The following is a 19468-nucleotide window of genomic DNA, read 5'->3' as shown; positions in this document are numbered from 1 at the left end:
TTTTCGAAGGATTCCTATCCCATTGCTTTAGCCCTTAACTGCCCCGGCAATAATGCTTTTTTGGACTTGGTTACTTAGGAACAAGTAGATAATGATCATGGGTAGTGTAGCCACAACCATTCCAGCGAACATAGGTCCGAATTCTGTGGCATAGGCACTTTTAAACGAATTGATGGCGACGGTAATTGTTGCTAAGTCAGGATCATTAATGAACGTATTAGCAAACATCAGTTCGTTCCAAGCGGATAAAAAAGTAAAGATGGAAGTGGTTACGATAGCCGGCTTTACAAGCGGAAGCATAATACGGAAAAAAACCTGATAAATATTGCAGCCGTCTACAACGCTGGCTTCTTCCAACTCCCCTGGCAGCGCTCTAAAAAAACCAATCATGATAAAGATTGTAGTAGGAAGTGCACTAACGGTATAAGGAATGATTAAAGCCCACGGTGTATTCAGCAAACTTGTCATTTTTAACATCTGAAAGACAGGTAGCAGCGTAGCATGTACGGGGATCATCAATCCCAGCATAAAGAAAGTAAGCACCACATTATTAAGCTTCCACTTCATTCTTGCGACAGCAAAAGAAACCATTGCCGATAACAGAGCAGAAATAATGACAGTTACCGTTGTATACATAAGGCTGTTCAAAAAGTTACGTGCGATATTCGCCTTAAAAAGTGCGTAGTCGTAATTCGCCCACCGCCACTCATTAGGCAAGCCCATCACATTTGAGCCTGTAATTTCTATGTTTGTTTTAAAGGATGAAAATACAAGCCACACGAGCGGATACAATTGAATAACGGCGAAGATTAGAAACGCAAGCTGCAAAACAACCTTTGGCCAGCGGCGGTTATGTGTTGTTGTCATTAGCTCTCCTCCTTATCATCGTAGGTTCTGATCAGTTTTTGTAGAACTAAGTAGAAAAAGAGACATTCCACAACCATAAACACGGCCATCGCACTGCCGTACCCATACATATTGCGATTAAAAATCGATGAATACATCAACGTACTTGGAACATTAGTTTCCGGTGTTGGGTAGCCATTGCTCATAATGAAGACTAAATCGAAAAACTTCAATGATCCCAATACAGCAAATATGACGCATACCTTCAGGATTGGTGAAATAAGTGGAATGGTGATAGAGAAGGCGGTTCTTATACTTGATGCTCCGTCAATTTTTGCAGCCTCGTACAAATCTTCAGGAATCCCTTTGATGGCAGCGTACATTAGAAGCATATGGTAGCCGATATATTGCCAAACGATTGGAATCATAACACTAATTAGTGCTGTTCCGCTTTCCGTTAACCAATCATGTGTCCAGGAGGACAAGCCTAGTTGATTGAGTATCGTATTCAGCAAGCCATATTCAGGCTGATAGATTTTCAGAAACATAACCCCGATGACAGAGGAGGATACCAAGACTGGAATGAAATACAAAGTACGATACAGCTTTTCACCCCACACCCCTCTGGCAAGAACCAGAGCGAGCACCAGAGCTATCGGAAGTTGCATGAAAACAGAAAGAACTGCCAGATACAATGTATTAAGTATCGAATGATTAAAATCCATGCCGTACGTATCTGTAAAAAATAAATCCTTATAAGAAGCTAAACCGATAAATTTAGCCGGTTGAATCCCATCCCAGTCCAGCAGACTGTAATACATGGACTGAAGGATCGGGAAAAAACCAACAAGAATGTATAAAATCAAAGCAGGAACAACAAATACGGCGATAGCCTTTTTGTTTCCGAATACTTGATGCATGCTTCACTCCACCTTTAAATCGATCAGGCGGCGAACAATTCTCGCCGCCTGACGCAGATTATTGTCCTTGATTGACCTTGCTCTGTAATTCTTTCGTGTAGTCTTCAGGTGTTGTTTTTCCGGCAACGAATTTCATCAGCGAGCCGAACATAGATTCAGTGTCATTACCATTCAGCATTTGATCCCACCAGTAGGAGAAACCTGTTGCTGAAGAAGACAACTCACCAATTTGCAGAGCCAGTGGATTCATTTGAGAAGTGTCACCTACATCAACTTTCCATGCTGAGGAGCCTGAACCAGCCAGAAATACTTCTTTAGACATGGTCTCAATAAAGAACTTGTATACTTCCCATATTCTTTCCTTGTTTTTCAGATCGGCATTGAGCACGAATGTTTCACCCGAACCTCCGAACCACTCGTCAGCATTTCCTTTCCCCCCTGGAATGGTTGGAAATTTAATCGGTACCACTTTACCTTTGACCAGAGAGTTATCATCTTCAATCTGTCCGTTGACCCAAGCACCCATGAACATCATAGCTGCTTTGCCTGATAGGAACATATTTGTCGCGTCATCATAAGAAGTTCCAACAAAATGTTTGCCGAAGGAGTCCGCATCAATCAATTGTTTGTATTTCGCGGCAGCTTCTGTGAATTCAGGTGTGTCGAATGATCCTGTTTTCGTTAAAGCGGCATTTACAGCATCCACGCCTGCCATCCGGATGGCTAGAATCGCGTTCCATTGCATGGCTGGCCATCTGTCTTTAGCCCCAAGTGCAATCGGCTGAATACCTTTTGCTTTTAGTGCTTCAATCGCAGCAACAAGCTCATCCCATGTTTCCGGAATTTTTGCTCCTGCTTGCTCAAATAGTTCTTTATTAACGTACATTTGAGCAGTAGCTATATTGATCGGCAGACCGTAAAGCTTGCTATCGAAGACGAAATTGTCTGTCGTACCTGGTACGATTTGGTCCAGCGTTCCATCTTTTGCGAGATCATCAATGGACAGAATCCGGTTCCCCGCTATAAATGGCTCAGAGAATCCGCCACCCCAGGTGTAAAAAATGTCGGGCAGTTCATTGGCTGCTGAAGCCGCTTTCACTTTTGTTTTATAAGATTCGCCCCCAACACCTACATGCTCGATTTCTACATTAGGGAATTTAGCCTTGGTTGCCTCAAGTGCTTTATAAAAACCAACAAACCCACCATCTTTAGAATTTGGATCCGCGAATTGAGACCACATGGTAATCTTGAGCTTCTCTTCCGCCGCAGTTGTTTTTCCCGTATTGCCTGCGTTTGCATTAGCCTCGGAATTCACGTTATTCCCGTTGTTCCCACCACAAGCAGTGATAAGCATGGACATAGCCATCAACACTGTTAGAGTTAGGTTCATCCTTTTTTTGTTGACTTTTTTCATTCTTTTTCGCCCCCCATTTTTATATTGCTTACAGGACTAATTATATAAATCAATTTATCAAGTGAACATGAAAGCGTTTTACTTTATGATGTATTCTCTTTACATTAGACATTTTTCTTTATTAACTACACATAAAGAAGACCTCTGATTTCTTCAGAAGTCTTCTTTTTTCATTCATATCAAAACCTAGGGCATGAACACCTCTATATAGCTGAGTGGCTTAGGTTCTATCTTCTCTATTATCAGAAGTTATCTCATGAATCTGAAACATATGAATGAACTCATCGATGATCGCTTCCGTAGCTTTTAATTCACCACTAATGAGCTGTTTTGCAGATTCAAACTCTGACTCTTTTAGCTGCTGCTGCAACGCCGAACGATTAATCATTAGCTTGTCCAAAAATGCGATAGCCCTAGCTCGACGAAAGGTCTGAGCACTTTTGTGAGGATGCTCCGAACCCTCCTTGACTCCATTTATATTCATTTCTCCATGCTCTCCGTGTTCTCGATACTCGTTATAACCGTGCATTTCTATGTGTCCTTCGCGCATGTTATTTCCTCCTCTAACTCCGATTACAAATGTATGGCCCATTAATAAGACCGGGCAAGACGGAAGCCAAGATCATCTACGCTAAATGTTGGATGACTACGACGGCGGCATGTGGCTCCACATCCTCTGTCCTCTTCTGCCCAGCTGCCTCCCCGAAAAATTCGATAGGAGCCATACACTTGTTCATCATATAAATCCCAGCACCATTCCCATACATTTCCTAACATATCATAAAGTCCCCAAGCATTGGGTTCCTTTTGTCCTATTTCGTGGAGTTCGCCACCTGAATTTTCATTATACCAAGCAATTTTATCCAGTTCTCCATATTGATAACCGGAAGTTCCTGCTTTACATGCATATTGCCACTCTGCTTCTGTTGAAAGTCGATATCCGTTTGATTCCTTATCCCAAGTAATGAGTTTACCATCTTCACCTATAGTATAAGCTTCTATAAATCCAGCTTTCTGGGAAAGCAGATTGCAAAAAGAGATGGCTTCAAACCATGAAATATTCACAACCGGTTTTAGATCTCCGTGAGATGAGTTGTTAATTATAGCATTGTATAGATCCACAGTTACAGGATAAGGTGCAAGAAGAAACGGTTTGATTTCTGCTTTCCATCTACGCTTTATCCGATCGTCTCTTAATTCTATTTCTCCCCCTGGAATTGCAACCATAGGATAGTCCAAATAGCTCTCAATTTCGATCGACACTCTAGCTGCCTCCTAACTATTATTTTAATCATGTATTGACGGGTATACAGAATAGAACTATAATCTATACAATTCCTAGAAACATACTATGAATTATAAAAAATAAGAAACATTAAATCATCCTTAGTTTGTCCACAAGAAGGAGTGTAAACACATGCCAAATGTTCAAACTTTCAAAGCAACTGCTCATTTGCAAGACGGCGTTAGGGTCGTTACTAATGTAAGACAATTCGAGCTGGTCATCGACGAACCGACAAGTCTAGGGGGTACGGATACAGGAATGAATCCTGTTGAAGCTTTGCTCGCTTCTTTGGGTGCCTGCCAATCCATTGTAGCTCGGGTCTACGCCTCTAAATTTGAGGTGGAGCTTGAAGATTTCAGAGTAGATGTGGAAGGTGACTTGGATCTCGACGGATTCTTCAACCGCTCTGAAGTACGTCCTGGCTATTCCGATATTCGGTATACATTCTACATAAAGACTCCATCCCCTGCTGAGAAGGTCGAACAGTTCGTACAATTTCTGGAGAGCAAATGCCCTGTAGGTGACACCATTGCTGCTCCGGTTAATCTCAAGCTACATCGTATTGTGATTGAAAATTAACCGTTTTATAATGCTGAGAGAGCTGCAAAGTTGCGTAAAAGCGACTAAGCAGCTCTTTTTCATGACCTGTTCTCCGACTTCATATAATGTTAAAAATGATGCCTTCGGAGGAACCCAAAAAATGACGGATATACTAAGAAAAGTAGATAAAGAAATCGAACGTTTGACAACGTTCTTGCAACAACAGCAGAAGGATGACGGCTCATGGCATTTTTGTTTTGAGAACGGGATTGTGATCGATGCTTATATGATCATTCTCTATAGGGTGTTGAACCGACAGAATGAAACCCTCATTCGGCAGCTACATGAACGCATTCTTGACGCACAACAGCGAGAGGGTTTCTGGCAGTTATATAAGGACGAAGAAGCTGGGAACTTATCCACATCGGTCGAAGCTTATTATGCCCTGCTCTACTCTGGGTACAGTAAGATAACAGACGAGCCAATACAGCGTGCTAAGCGTTATATACTGTCTAAAGGTGGATTAGGCAAAGTCACAAGTATCTTAACTAGAGTCATTCTCGCCGCAACGGGTCAAAGCAAGTGGCCTTTAGCAATTTCTTCGATTCCACTGGAGGTGCTTTTGTTTCCGTCTTACTTCCCTATTAACTATTTCGAATTCTCTGGCTACTCTAGGGTACACCTCACTCCTATGCTCATTATGGCCGATCGGCGATTTTCGATCACTACAGCCCATGCTCCTGATCTGTCAGATCTTATGGAGACACGGTTGGATGCAAATGAATCGCCTACCCGTGGATATCAGGAGCTGCAGGATGTTATTCAAATGGGTTTGAGCAGATTACTCGGGAGTCCACACTACATACATGAAGCTGCCAAAAACAAAGCAGAGCAATATATGCTCCAGCGAATCGAATCCGACGGTACCTTTTACAGCTATGCCAGCAGTACAATTCTTATGGTTTTTGCCCTGCTTGCTCTCGATTATGATCGGCAGCATCCAATAATTACACAGGCCATTCAAGGTCTCACCGCGCTGCAATGCCAATCAAATCATAAAACTACAATTCAAAACTCTCCATCTACAATATGGGATACAGCGTTAATCTCCTATGCTTTACAAGAGGCTCAAATTCCGGTTGATCACAAAGGAATAAAACACGCTGCATCTTATCTTCTGGATAAACAGCATCATCAAACTGCTGATTGGAGCATCCATAATCCGGATACAGTTCCCGGTGGGTGGGGATTCTCTGAGTCCAATACAATCAATCCGGACGTAGATGATACAACGGCAGCCTTGCGAGCCATCCGAAGCTTATCAACAATTCACCCTTCATATCTGGAATCATGGAATCGCGGTCTGAATTGGGTCCTATCGATGCAAAATAACGACGGCGGCTGGCCGGCATTCGAAAAAAACACCAATAAAGAAATGCTCACATGGCTCGCTATCGATGGTGCTAAATCTGCAGCCATTGATCCTTCGGAAGCAGATCTTACCGGACGAACTTTGGAGTTTCTCGGAAACTTCGCTGGTTTAAATACACAACACGAGTTCATTAAACGGGGTACGAAATGGCTGATTCAACATCAGGAGAAGGATGGTTCGTGGTATGGAAGATGGGGTGTTTGTTATATTTATGGCACTTGGGCATCATTAACAGGCCTGCAGGCTGTTGGGCTCCCTATAAATCATGATACGTTGCAAAAAGGAGTGAAGTGGCTCCTAAGCATTCAGAACTCGGACGGCGGCTGGGGGGAGTCTTGTCACAGTGATCGGCTTCTACAATATGTTCCTTTAGGAGAAAGCACACCTTCTCAAACCGCCTGGGCACTTGATGCACTCATCGCGGTTCAGCCGGAGCCAACAGCAGCGGTGGAAAAAGGGATTCAAAGACTAATCACGTCTATTCATGAAGAAGATTGGAAAACTTCTTATCCAACTGGCGGTGGACTCCCCGGTAATTTCTATTCCAATTATCATAGTTACCGCTATATCTGGCCACTACTCACATTGAGTCATTACAGAAAAAAATACGGTCAAGGATAATACTCGGTAATATCTTGCGTTGTCCTGCTCCACTTCTTAACTGTCTCGAAAAAGTTTGGATCGCCAGAGCAGCAATCGTCCGTTACTGGAGAATCTCGTTGCTCTGATGTTATGAATCGAGAGTTGAATGCTTTTGTCCGTTGCACCTACCTAAATCACCCAGTCTTGATCAAGCATAGAGCTTTTCGGACTCAGAAGACGCTATTTGCGTAGGCTTTTGAGTTAGATTAAGGACTCCAGTGCAACTATTCCTTAAAAAGAGAGTCATTTCGGGTGTTTTTCATAGTAATAACTGCGATAGTGTCCGTTAAAATTCCAATTGTAAGCTAAATCTGCTCTTAAGGTCAGCTGAGTCCGATAGCAAATACGTGTGCGCAAAATGTTACCTATCAAGCCAACTTGCCATTTGGATCAGCCCTATAGGAATTACTTAAATTACTTAAATTACTTATGAGCCAGCTCCATTTTTGCATTTGAGTCAATCGAGCATAGTTAGCATAAAGCTAATTAGAATCAGGCAGCGATCTCCGATAATCAAGGATCGCTGCCTGATATTTTGGATCACTGGCGTTTTGCCTGAGCAATTATGACTGTAACGTCTGATATCCCCACTCCGTATATTTGTAGCGCAAGATTTTAACGGAAGCTATTAAGTAACTGCATTTTATACACTTAATCCGTATTGCTAGGGAAAAACTCCGACTTTAACTGCATTCTATACAATTAAAATCAAGAGAAATCACCTAATAGGCTTAAATTCATGAGAATAGATGTAAGAAATACAGCTATTTTCAATGCGCAACTGTTTTGAACGATTATAGCTGCACAAAATACAGTTAAACACCTCGCTGCTCCCCATCCATTACCTTCATCCGCCTCCATACTGGCACACAGAGGTATGCATCATTGCTCGATTTACTTTTTGGAGCACGGTACCGAAAGATCACCATTCAAGAAACAGGCGTAATCGTTGGTGGTTTCGGTGCTCTATCCCAAGCACGGGTTACCTGCAATGTTGCTGCATAGGTGATTAACGAAACGAGCAACGCTCCGAACAGTTCAATGATCTGCCCCAGGTCCAATCGTTCCAGAATTCCGTGAGCCGCCAGTCCGCTAAGCGCCATGACAATTCCTCCTGCTCCCACCTTAAATACAATACGAAAGTCAAAATAAAATCCGATCGTTCCTGCCACAGATAAGAAATTCAACAGTGTCAGCAGCAAGAGTCCCAGTCCGAATCCCATGGCCACCCCTTCGATTCCAATATTAGAACCAAGAACAAAGATCGCAATCACTTCGAAAATATTCGTAAGAATATGGTTCCACATAACGGTTGATGCTTTCCCCAAACCAAGCAAAATTGCTTGCAGTGGCGCTCCAAAATAATAAAGAAAAAATAAGGGTGCAATTAACCTTAGCAGCTCGCCCGCTTCTGGCGAATGGTAGATCATAGTCGTTAAGGGTACAGCCCATAAGTACAGGATGATTGTACATGGAAAACCTACTATAAGCGCGGATCGCATAGCCATATCCATCCGACTATGCATAAGCTTGCTATTGTTGCTCACACTTGCTTCGCTGATCGCCGGAATTAATGCAGTCGACAACGATTGTGTGAAGAAGCTGGGGAGAAACAACATGGGAAGAGCATAACCCGCCAGAAGTCCGAATTGCTTGGTTGCCATCTCAACACCTACACCAAACAGTACTAGACTTTTCGTAATCAGCAGTGGTAAAAAGGCATGATAGAGAGAATGAATAAAACCGCTGCCTGTCATCGGTAAGCCGATGCGCAGCAAATCTCTTAACGTACTGTCTCCTTTAAGTGAAATTCTTGACGTATGTGGTGGAGAGGTTTTGATCTTACCTCGATTTGCCCATTTGAAGACAGCGAACAAATAGAGCAAACCAAAACCTTCTCCAACAACGGAGGCAGCCATCGCGCCAGCAGCCGCATAGGCAATACCGTAGGGCAGCAAAACGTTGACAACACCGATAATGACAATGATTTGCGCCAGATTCTCAATAATATCGGAAAAGGCAAGTGGATTCATGTTCTGTTTTCCACGAAAATAACCTTTCAGTACAGCAGACATCGCAATAATTGGAATGATCGGCGTAATAGCAACCATAGCATAATACGCCCGCTGATCGGCCAAAAAAATCGATGCGATCCATTTGGAGCCAAATAGAGCCACTAAAGTTAATATAATACTCAACGTACCCGTAATGCTTAAGGATACAGTGAGAATACGCTTTACTCGCGCTTCATCCTGCTTAACCTCAGCTTCCGATACAAGCTTTGAAATCGCAACAGGAAGCCCCAGCTCTGTCAGCGTAATAAATAAAGGAAGCAGTGGATGAGCAATCATAAGCAGCCCTACTCCCTCTGCTCCCAAAAAACGTGCCAGCAAGACTCCGTTCAAAAAACCAAGCCCTTTTGTGAAAAATGACGACACGGTTAATATGAACGTGCCACGAATAAAACTTTGTTTACGCATCCCCATTTATACGCATCTCCACCTATGGTTTGTCCTGTCCTTCTTTCTAACTTATTCGAACAAACACAAGTACATGCAGACAAGTATTTGTAAAGTATTTAATCAGCAATAAGCCGCCACATCTTGATTGGTATACCAGGCAATTTCCCTCACTTTCATTATCTTCTGTAGCAAAAACATTTTTCATAGACCAGAGATACTTCTCTGTATCGCTCATTAGTACTGTTTTTGTATAAATTTCATCCTCCGCAATAAAAGATATATTAAGAAATAAATAGATAATTTACCAATGACATGTTATCATTTTGAATGCGATTTCAATAGCTTTGTTATAACGGTTTTTTTACTCTTCTTCGTGAATGTCTTTTTGCAAAATCTTTGATATGATAAAAAAGAATACAAAAGGCTTTACGGAAATCATTCACATCGTTAATAACCACTTCTAAATTTTCCAAAGATAAAGGAGAACTTCATTCATGAGTCAGAAAACAAGATTAAATAATGACTGGTTATTCAGCAAACAGCCGCTTAAGTCTACTTTAGAATCGGTGATAGCAGCTGATTCGGAGTGGATCGACGTAACCTTACCCCATGACTGGCTAATTTTTGATACACATAATCTATATGAAAGCGGAGAAGGCTGGTACCGTAAAAGCATAGTTATAGATGAGCACGTGCCAAATAGCCGTGTGTCGCTTCGTTTTGAAGGCGTATACATGGACTCCACTCTCTATGTGAACGGCCATATCGCAGGCGTCTGGAAAAATGGATACTCCACTTTTGAATTAGATATCACGCCATACATTATTGAAGGTATCAACGAAATCTATGTTCAAGTGGTTCATGAGTCTCCTAACTCACGCTGGTATTCCGGTGCGGGCATCTATCGGAGTGTATGGCTGAAGACGTATCCAGGGACACATATTGTGCCTGATGGTATTTATATCTCTACTCGCAAAAAAGAGGATGCCTGGAATGTTGAGGTAGATACCGAAGTATTGTGCAATGATCTATTGCAAAGCGCAAAGCACTACATAATTCGTCACAGTATACTAGATGCTTCAGGAACTTGTATCTCTCATGTAGAAAATGAAATTCCAGTACAAGTCGGGTCTGCTGTATCCAGCTCTGCCCTCTTATCCATCAATAATCCAATGCTCTGGGATATTAACCAGCCTTACTGTTATAACCTAAAAACGGAGCTGTTAGAGAACGAACAAGTGATCGAGGAAGAAGTCCAAACCTTCGGATTCCGTACGATGGAGTTTGACAGCCAACAAGGTTTCTTTTTGAATGGCCGAAAGGTGAAGATTCATGGCGTATGCCAACATCATGATTTGGGATGTTTGGGGGCTGCGGTGAATAAAACAGCTCTAAAAAGACAGATTATCCTCCTGCAGGAGATGGGCGTAAACGCTATTCGTACGGCCCACAATATGCCAGCCGTTGAATTGATGGAACTAGCCGATGAGATGGGCGTGCTCATAGTTTCCGAAGCATTCGATATGTGGGAACGCAGTAAAACTCCTTTTGACTACGCCAGATTTTATCCGGATTGGTGGAAACAAGATATTGCCAGCTGGGTACGCCGGGATAGAAATCGCCCCTCCATGCTCATGTGGAGTATCGGAAATGAAATATACGACACCCATGCCGATGAACGCGGCCAAGAGTTAACCATAGAATTACGTGATCTGGTGCAGGTTCATGACCCTAAAGGAAATGCAGTGGTTACTATCGGTTCCAACTATATGCCTTGGGAGAATGCACAGAAATGCGCAGATCTAGTGAAGTTCGCAGGGTATAACTATGCCGAAAAATACTATGATCAGCATCATGAGGAACATCCAGACTGGATTATTTATGGCAGTGAAACATCGTCTACTGTACAGAGCAGAGGCATCTATCACTTCCCTTTTGCTCAGTCTGTATTGTCTGACGATGATGAACAATGCTCAGCTTTAGGAAATAGCTCCACTAGCTGGGGTGCCAAGAACACAGAAGCTTGCATCATTGCAGATCGTGATGCGACCTACTCACCGGGACAATTTATTTGGACTGGATTTGACTATATCGGGGAGCCGACCCCGTACTTCACTAAAAACTCGTATTTCGGTCAACTGGATACCGCGGGATTCAAAAAGGATTCCTATTATATTTATCAAGCAGAATGGACGGATTACAAGGTCGCCCCGATGATTCATATTTTTCCATACTGGGATTTCTCTGAAGGGCAGCTTATTGATGTGCGAGTATGCTCCAACGCACCACAAATCGAATTGTTCTTTAATGATCAATCCATGGGCACTTTTAACATTGACCATAAACATGGTAAAAAGCTGCTTGGGGAATGGCAGCTCCCATTTAGCGAAGGTACTCTACGAGCAGTCGCTTATGATGAACACGGAGTACAGATCGCTGAAGATACGGTAACTTCTTTCGGAGATTCAACTACTGTGGTCATGAAGCCTGATAAAACTCAGATCACTGCTGACGGATCGGACTTGGTATTTGTTGAGATCTCGACCCTCGATCAAGAAGGACGTCCCGTGGAGAACGCCAATAATCGTATCCAAATCTCTGTAGAAGGACCGGGGCGTCTTGTTGGTTTGGATAATGGTGACAGCACTGACTACGATTCATATAAAGGAACAAGTCGCCGGATGTTCAGTGGAAAATTGCTTGCAGTCATTGCCTCTTCATTGGAGCCAGGTAAAATCGTTGTACGTGCATCTTCCCAAGGCTTACAGTCCGCTGAGCTTACACTGACTGCCGAAGCACGAGAGCTAGATCATTCTAAGGACGAAGAGCTTGTACTTTATCAGCATTCGTCACAATCACTATCGGATGTGAGCGAGTTATCCCAAGACTATTTATCAGATGAAATTCCCGTTCGCAAGCTGGAAATCATATGCCCACAAGGAAATCAACTAACGAAGGACACCCGAGCACTTCCGGTTCGTGTGCAAATTCATCCAGAGAACGCAACCTATCAGGAAATTGAATGGCGAGTTACGAATGCTGCCGGCATTGACGCCAATATAGCCGTTCTTGAGGCAAATGGGCATGAAGCAGTAATATCGGCTTTGGGAGACGGAGACGTCTATGTACGGTGTGCAACGAAAAACGGTGCAGATCAAGTGCGCCTGTACTCGCTTATGGAATTCCATATTCGAGATATGGGAGCGGCCTTTTTGAATCCTTATGAGTTTGTTTCCGCTGGTTATCATAGCAATACGAGCCGGAACTTAACAAATGGGAATGAACGCGGAGTGGCTACTGCAAGAGAAGGTGAAAGCTGGATCTGTTTCGACAACATCGATTTCGGTGATTATGGAGCTACTGAACTTACCCTTCCTATCTTCGCGCTAGATAACGATAAATATACGATTGATATATGGAAAGGTACTCCGGATGCTCCAAACGCAGCTCTGCTGACACAGGTAACCTATCAAAAACCTTCTATATGGAATGTATATCAAGAGGAAACCTACTCATTACCTGAGCGAATAAAAGGTGTCACCACCCTTTGTTTTGTTCTTCATAAAAAGATTCATCTCAAGGGCTTTCAGTTTAACAAACCTTTAAAAGCGTACGAACAACTTAACGTTCTGGAATACAATCAGATTTATGGGGATTCCTTTACACTGGCAGATGGACAAATCAAAAATATTGGTAACAACGTCTCTCTCATCTTTAAAGATATGGACTTCGGTGATACTGGAAGCACTAAACTAACCTTATGCGGGCATTCGCCTATCGATAAAAATACTCTGCATATTCTATTTAGCGGACCAGAGGGTGAAAAGAGACAGCTTGTGGAGTTTACACAGTCAAGTGATTATTGCGAAAGAGAATTTGTGTTGGAGCGCGTAACCGGTCCACAAACCGTCACCTTTATATTTCTACCGGGGAGCCAGTTTGACTTTAAGTGGTTCCAGTTCCAAGTAGAATAAGGTAGTTTCAACTTTAAACTAATCGCTTACCAAAAGAAAACCCTGCGCATTAGCACAGGGTTTTTCCTTTAACTTATATTTAGAGCTACTTAGTCAACTTTATTAAATTCGATCCAGTCGATCTGTAAACCTGGTTTAATGAATTCCAGTTTCATTTCATAAAGACCTGCTTCGAGTTCTACTTTCACAAGCTTTTGTCTAATCCATTGACCTTCTGTCCCGTTGGTTTGAATGGTTGTCATCAATTGATCATTCAAATTAACATTGCATGCACTTTGAGCCAGCTCAGGCTCTGTTGACATGATATGCACGAGGATCCGATATTGTCCAGCTTGGCTAACTTCAAAGAAAGTCGATCCTTCAACGACTGGCTTAACCTGTGGATTTTGAGATAAGGATTGTACTTGTTCTGCAGTAAGTGAAGGATTAGCCTTAAAGGACTCAACTGTTTCAACAATTTGCTGTTTTCTCGAGAATACTGGAGCATGTATGATGAACTCACAAATATTCATTGCAGAACGTTGCAGCTCTCCTCTAGTCAAAGATCCATTTTCCAAGGATTCAATGGTGTTGTCATTCCATCCATTAATTTCGGCGCCATAGTTAGCTACAACCATGTACAGGTCATTTTGTGCACGGACCATCCAATTTGTAAATTTCCGGTCTGCAGCTCCACCATTAACGACATCATTCATGATGGCCCACCAGTCTGTCATGACAATACCTTTGAAGCCCCATTCTCCGCGGAGAATTGTAGTGTTCAAATCGAAATTTGAAGCGGCCCAATGTCCATTAACAGGGTTATAAGAGGTCATAATTGAATTTGCCCCACCCTGCTTCACAGCAATTTCGAAACCTTTCAAATAAATCTCGCGAAGCGCACGTTCCGACACAACAGCGTCAACCTTACTGCGATGTTTCTCCTGATTATTGCAGGCAAAATGCTTCAGTGTGGCATTAGAGCCACCTTTCATAATCCCACGTGTACATGCAGCGGCAAACACCCCAGAGATCAAAGGATCTTCAGAAAAATATTCAAAGTTGCGGCCATTAAGCGGGCTGCGACGAATATTCAGACCTGGTCCAAGCAAGGTGTCTATGTTGTTTCTTACCAACTCTTGTCCTTCTAACACATACAGCTCTTCGACTAATTCGGCATTCCAAGTAGCTGCAAGAAGCGTTCCGATCGCAACCTGAGTCGCTTTTGCTCCACTATCCATACGAATTCCTGAAGGACCATCTGCCGTACATGCAACAGGGATTCCTAAGTTATATAGACTATCACTTACTCCTCCAAATGCAGAAGCTGTACCCGGTGTAACTAAAGGACTGCTCATGCCTTCACCCCGGACAATGGCAGCCAAGTCATCGTCACTAAGCTGGGCAATAAAAGCTTCCATACTAACTTTTTGTTCAAATACATCTCTTAATTTATGCCCTTGATTGCCTGTCTGGGAGATCGTTGTTGGTAGATTGCTCTCGATCCGTTCTGCTAACGAAATCTTGCGTGTTGGAACCTCTACATACAGAAGTTCATACGAACCGTCTGCATTTTGAACGCCAGGTTGCATTCTTGTAAAGCTTTGCGTTGGTGCAAGAGCTTCTTGTAACTGTTCCACAACTTGAAGAGTTTCCACGACATAGCCGCTATTCCCTTCAACCTTGACTTCCTCCACTTTTTTAACACTCGTTCCCGCAAACACGCGGTACGTGCCTTCTTCTAGCACATAAGCAGAAGCATGCCCTGTCACACCAGCGTCATCATAGGAAGCCATAGAATGAACAGGAAAACTCACAGTAAGACGTTGAGCTTCGCCTGGCTGAAGGACTTTTGTTTTTGCGAATGCTGCCAAAGCTTTAGCAGGCTGTCCCAATTTTCCTTGTGGAGCTTCATAATAGACCTGAACGACCTCTTTTCCAGCAAAGGTAGTTCCTATATTGGTTACGGTTACGCCGACTTCAACATTTAGTTCGCCAGCTTTGTTAATAAGTTTTGCTTCTTCTGGCTCGAGCTTAAACTTGGTATACGATATTCCATAACCAAACTCATATTGAACCTTTTCTGGGCAAAATGTCTCGAAATAGCGATAACCAACATAGATATCTTCCTGATAAAGGTTTGTAAATTCATTGCCGTAGTTATGTGTTGACGGGTAATCGTTGATGGAATATGCGATCGTGTCTGTTAATTTACCGCTTGGAGTCACTTCTCCGGCCAGCACGTCCGCAATTGCATTACCACCTTCCATTCCCCCCTGCCAAGAGTAGATGACAGACGAAATCGGATTTTTATAACTTTCATCGTTCAGCCAGCTCATATCAATAATATTAGAGACGTTCAGTACAACAATCGTTTGCTCAAAATATGTAGTTACCTGCTTCAGCATCGCCTTTTCATCAGCTGTTAGTTGGTAGCTCCCTGAACCATCGACATTATCCTGATCTTCTCCTGCTGTACGTCCGATTACAATGATTGCTTTGTTCGATTTTCTTCTAGCCTCTGCTACCAATTCGTCGGATAAAAGCATTTCCTTCTGGTTCCATGGCTCTGCAGCCCAAACGCCGCCACCATTATCAAATGGATTTTGCGCAATCCACTTCTCATATACTGCTGCCAAATCTTCGTTGACCGTAAGGTTCTTTTTACTGCGAAGACCGCCTAGCAGGTTGGTCGTATAAGTAACATGAACACTACCGCCCGAACCAGTACCACTGCGATAATAATTCACTTGAGTTCTGCCAAATACAGCAACATTATCATTTTCACCAAGCGGAAGCACCTGATGATCATTCTTCAACAGTACCGCACCTTCAGCGGCTACCGTTCGGCTAAATTCTGCAAAACCTTCTAATGGAATTCCCACACTCTGTGTACTCAACTTGTTTCCTCCTGTTGTTCAATTCTATAGGTTGTTTCTTTAGGCATCAATTACATATCATAAAGTTTAACTATACCATTATAGTACATTGGATAACTGTAATATATATAATAATTATCTTTATTAATATAATAATATTGGTCTGTTAGAGTTGGAAATTTTCAATCGATGTTAAAAATATCAGCTAAGTTCAATGATCTTCGTGGCAACATTATGGCAAAATTCGCGATCATGCTCCACAAAAACGAGTGTTGGGGTATATTCAAGCAATAGCTCTTCAATTTGCATACGTGAAATAACATCAATAAAATTAAGCGGTTCATCCCAAATATACAAATGAGCTTTTTCACTAAGACTTTTGGCGATCAGGACTTTTTTCTTTTGGCCGCCACTGTATGTGGAAATATCCTTATCAAATTGAATTCTGGAGAAATCAAGCTTTCGCAGAATAGATTTAAAAAGACTTTCATCTATCCCATTCTCTCTAGCATAATCTGTTAAATCGCCCCGTAGATCTGAAGTGTCTTGTGATACGTAGGAAATGATAAGCTGGCTATCCTTAGTGAAGGAGCCGGTATAATCTATCTCCTCACCGCAGATCAATTTGATGATACTTGATTTCCCGGAACCATTTTTACCCGAGAGTGCTATTCTCTCCCCCTGCTCAATGGTAAAGCTTACTTCTGAACATACCCTTTTCTCTCCGTAAAAAACCGAAACATTGTCCAGCTCCGCAAGATGACGTTTATGATAAGCAAGCTGCGTAATCTCTAAGTTCTCAGAATTTTCAATATTTTTAAGAAGCTTAGACTTTTCGTTGATGGCAGATTGCTGTCTTTGCTCGATGGCTTTAGAGCGTTTCATCATTTTAGCGGCCTTGTGCCCAACATAACCTTTATCTAACTTAGATCCAGAATTTCTAGTTCCGTTTTTAGTTTTTTCCACCTCATGTGACCAGTTACCTGTCCGTTTAGATGATGCTGACAAGCGTTTGATATCTCTTCTAAGTTTTTCGTCCTCTGCTAACTCAAAGTTATCTTGTCTGACTTTATTCTCCCACCAGCTAGAAAAATTGCCCTTTTGAATCTCTATATTAGTTTTATTAATCGATAAGATGTGATCCACACAATTATCTAGAAAGGATCTGTCGTGAGAGACCAGAATATATCCACTTTTTGAATTGAGGTAATCACTGACAAGCTTTCTTGCCGTCATATCCAAATGATTTGTAGGTTCATCAATCAACAGGAAGCTATTTTCCTTTATGAATAATGTGGCTAACAGCACTTTCGTCTGCTCTCCGTTAGACAATGAATCAAAGGGACGATATAACACATCCTCAGAAACCTTTAGCAAAGAAAGCTCACGCATTAACTTCCAATGAATATAATCCGGAAAAATCTCGCTGATCACATCTATGGTGTTAAGCTCCTTGTTATTCACCTGAAAAGGGAAATATTCAAAGCTGACATGAGCAGAAATATTACCGCTGTATTCATGCTTTCCAAGCAATAAGCTAAGAAATGTAGTCTTTCCTCGACCATTTCTCCCTGTGAAACCTAATTTCCAATCGGTATCGATTTGAAAGTTTACGTTCTCAAATATGTTATCGTAGCTGCCTTCATAGGCAAAGGTTAGATTTGTGACATTTATTAATGACATAAAATAATCCTCCTGTATTTTAAAAAATAAAAGCCACAAGAAAGTTACTTTCTTGTGACTCAAATAAATACAGCAAATCCAGCCCCAAATGGAGTTAGATATGGATATATTTTCGAGTGAAAAGAAGTAGTAACTTTCTTGCATACAAAGAATAAAACAAACGAAATAAACCATTGTTGTTGTTTTATTCATCATAGGACGCAAGAATAATTACTACACTATACTTTTCAACTCCGATCATTAATTTGTAATTATGTTATCATGCATACTTATTATTTTCAACTTCCTACCCATAATTCGTTAAAAAAGTTCAAATTCTTCTTCTGTAAGATCCATATTTACACTCATAGCTGTCCGACTCCCGTCAGCCGCGGCAAACACTAACTGAGAAGGCATAAAATAAGAAACATCTCCAGCCGAATATAATCCTGGAATCGAGGTTCTCCCCGCACCATCTGTGCTAAACCCACCAGAATCATTCCGCTCTACAGCCAAATGATCTACGATCGATGCCGTTTGGATCAAATTCGGAGCAATAAACCCTCCCGTTCTTATGATCTCAGTACCATCCGCAAAACGAACCGCCTGAAGTTGCCCGTCATGACCCATAAAAGAGGAAACTAATGATTCTTTGACTACAACCCCCTTGGCCTCAAGACTTTTTTTCTGTTCATCTGAAAGGAATGTCTTGCCGTTCGTGCAGATAACCAAATCTTTACTCCAATTGAGCAGCATCTTTGCCATATGAAAAATATGTGGATTTTCGCAAACAACGACAAGGGGTTGATCTCGTAATTCCCAGCCGTCACAATACGGGCAATTAAACAGACTTTTTCCGTATAATGGACGTAGGCCCTCTATCTCAGGAAGGACCTCCTTTAACCCAGTCGCCAAAATCAATCTGCGAGCTTCAATGTGACGACCAAACGAATCAAGTACTGCAAATCCAGAATCATTTTTGTTAATCGAAATAATCTCAGTCTGGATATGCTCAACTGACGGATAACGTAGTACCTCCTCATACGCAATACGACGAAACTCGGCTGGTGTAACCCCGTCTCTTGTAATAAAACCATGTGACGCATGGGTAACAGCATTTCTTGGCTGATTATTATCAATTAAAGCTACTTTTCGTCTTGCCCTACCAAGAACAAGGGCTGCGTTCAAGCCTGCGGGTCCACCACCAACAATAATGCAATCGTAAATCATATGAATCATCTCCTATATGCAGATATTAAAGACTCTTTTTATCTATTATTAAATCAAAAAAATATCTGTTACATCATAGATTTAATGAATCTATAATATCTCCAAATTAACTAAAGTGTCAACCCAAACCTCCCGATCCTCCATGAGTTTTATTTAGTGTAGTGCTAGAAAAAAGCAAATAAGCCCATTACCGTATGTTTGGA

The 19468-nt window shown here is 42.0% G+C and carries 12 protein-coding genes; 3 read left to right on the top strand and 9 right to left on the bottom strand.

Translation table 11 applies throughout. The features are described from left to right. Positions 1-27: 27 nt before the first annotated feature. From NYE35_RS15635 to NYE35_RS15615, 5 genes are all read right to left on the bottom strand, one after another. Entirely contained in the window at positions 28-867 is an 840-nt protein-coding gene (locus NYE35_RS15635; protein ID WP_076105666.1) for a carbohydrate ABC transporter permease, read from the bottom strand. Beyond that, complete coding sequence (locus NYE35_RS15630) at positions 867-1766, bottom strand: carbohydrate ABC transporter permease (protein WP_076099267.1); 900 nt, start codon at positions 1764-1766, stop codon at positions 867-869. Before NYE35_RS15630 ends, NYE35_RS15635 begins: the two co-directional genes overlap by 1 nt. 58 nt (positions 1767-1824) lie before the next feature. Continuing rightward, on the bottom strand, positions 1825-3180 hold the full coding sequence (locus tag NYE35_RS15625) for an ABC transporter substrate-binding protein (RefSeq protein ID WP_038570948.1): 1356 nt from the start codon (positions 3178-3180) through the stop codon (positions 1825-1827). 220 nt (positions 3181-3400) lie between these two features. Continuing rightward, entirely contained in the window at positions 3401-3730 is a 330-nt protein-coding gene (locus NYE35_RS15620) for a hypothetical protein (protein WP_256715514.1), read from the bottom strand. 41 nt (positions 3731-3771) lie between these two features. Then, positions 3772-4407 (bottom strand): formylglycine-generating enzyme family protein, encoded by a 636-nt coding sequence (locus tag NYE35_RS15615; protein WP_176462527.1) that lies wholly within the window; start codon positions 4405-4407, stop codon positions 3772-3774. 190 nt (positions 4408-4597) lie between these two features. Here NYE35_RS15615 and NYE35_RS15610 point away from each other — a divergent pair, with 190 nt between their 5' ends. Together NYE35_RS15610 and shc are read left to right on the top strand one after the other, a co-directional pair. Beyond that, positions 4598-5044 carry an OsmC family protein gene (locus NYE35_RS15610; protein WP_036677906.1) on the top strand — a complete coding sequence of 149 codons (447 nt, stop codon included), beginning with the start codon at positions 4598-4600 and terminating at the stop codon, positions 5042-5044. 121 nt (positions 5045-5165) lie between these two features. After that, a complete protein-coding gene (gene shc, locus NYE35_RS15605) occupies positions 5166-7058 on the top strand; it encodes a squalene--hopene cyclase (protein WP_341121567.1) in 1893 nt (630 codons plus the stop codon). Positions 7059-8008: 950 nt separating this feature from the next. Here shc and spoVB read toward each other — a convergent pair. Continuing rightward, entirely contained in the window at positions 8009-9565 is a 1557-nt protein-coding gene (gene spoVB / locus NYE35_RS15600; RefSeq protein WP_341121565.1) for a stage V sporulation protein B, read from the bottom strand. A gap of 470 nt (positions 9566-10035) precedes the next feature. Here spoVB and NYE35_RS15595 point away from each other — a divergent pair, with 470 nt between their 5' ends. Then, the gene (locus NYE35_RS15595; protein ID WP_341121563.1) at positions 10036-13515 is read left to right on the top strand and encodes a sugar-binding domain-containing protein; all 3480 of its coding nucleotides are present in this window, start codon (positions 10036-10038) and stop codon (positions 13513-13515) included. Between the two features lie 89 nt (positions 13516-13604). On the opposite strand, the gene NYE35_RS15590 is transcribed toward NYE35_RS15595, so the two are convergent. The 3 genes from NYE35_RS15590 to NYE35_RS15580 all read right to left on the bottom strand — a co-directional run bounded on the left by NYE35_RS15590 (position 13605) and on the right by NYE35_RS15580 (position 19265). After that, positions 13605-16394 carry a glycoside hydrolase family 3 C-terminal domain-containing protein gene (locus tag NYE35_RS15590; protein ID WP_341121561.1) on the bottom strand — a complete coding sequence of 930 codons (2790 nt, stop codon included), beginning with the start codon at positions 16392-16394 and terminating at the stop codon, positions 13605-13607. 180 nt (positions 16395-16574) lie between these two features. Continuing rightward, entirely contained in the window at positions 16575-18056 is a 1482-nt protein-coding gene (locus tag NYE35_RS15585) for an Lsa family ABC-F type ribosomal protection protein (protein ID WP_036677916.1), read from the bottom strand. 300 nt (positions 18057-18356) lie between these two features. Further along, positions 18357-19265 (bottom strand): NAD(P)/FAD-dependent oxidoreductase, encoded by a 909-nt coding sequence (locus NYE35_RS15580; RefSeq protein ID WP_036677918.1) that lies wholly within the window; start codon positions 19263-19265, stop codon positions 18357-18359. Positions 19266-19468: the final 203 nt, after the last annotated feature.

Origin of the sequence: Paenibacillus sp. FSL L8-0494 (assembly GCF_038003695.1) — a bacterium.
GTDB lineage: Bacteria > Bacillota > Bacilli > Paenibacillales > Paenibacillaceae > Paenibacillus_AQ > Paenibacillus_AQ odorifer.
This window is presented reverse-complemented; position numbering and strand designations above follow the sequence as displayed.

Bases quoted from the DNA above. Each gene is read 5' to 3' on its own strand.
- NYE35_RS15635 (WP_076105666.1), bottom strand. From the start codon at position 867: ATGACAACAACACATAACCGCCGCTGGCCAAAGGTTGTTTTGCAGCTT.
- NYE35_RS15630 (WP_076099267.1), bottom strand. From the start codon at position 1,766: ATGCATCAAGTATTCGGAAACAAAAAGGCTATCGCCGTATTTGTTGTT.
- NYE35_RS15625 (WP_038570948.1), bottom strand. From the start codon at position 3,180: ATGAAAAAAGTCAACAAAAAAAGGATGAACCTAACTCTAACAGTGTTG.
- NYE35_RS15620 (WP_256715514.1), bottom strand. From the start codon at position 3,730: ATGCGCGAAGGACACATAGAAATGCACGGTTATAACGAGTATCGAGAA.
- NYE35_RS15615 (WP_176462527.1), bottom strand. From the start codon at position 4,407: ATGGTTGCAATTCCAGGGGGAGAAATAGAATTAAGAGACGATCGGATA.
- NYE35_RS15610 (WP_036677906.1), top strand. From the start codon at position 4,598: ATGCCAAATGTTCAAACTTTCAAAGCAACTGCTCATTTGCAAGACGGC.
- shc (WP_341121567.1), top strand. From the start codon at position 5,166: ATGACGGATATACTAAGAAAAGTAGATAAAGAAATCGAACGTTTGACA.
- spoVB (WP_341121565.1), bottom strand. From the start codon at position 9,565: ATGGGGATGCGTAAACAAAGTTTTATTCGTGGCACGTTCATATTAACC.
- NYE35_RS15595 (WP_341121563.1), top strand. From the start codon at position 10,036: ATGAGTCAGAAAACAAGATTAAATAATGACTGGTTATTCAGCAAACAG.
- NYE35_RS15585 (WP_036677916.1), bottom strand. From the start codon at position 18,056: ATGTCATTAATAAATGTCACAAATCTAACCTTTGCCTATGAAGGCAGC.
- NYE35_RS15580 (WP_036677918.1), bottom strand. From the start codon at position 19,265: ATGATTTACGATTGCATTATTGTTGGTGGTGGACCCGCAGGCTTGAAC.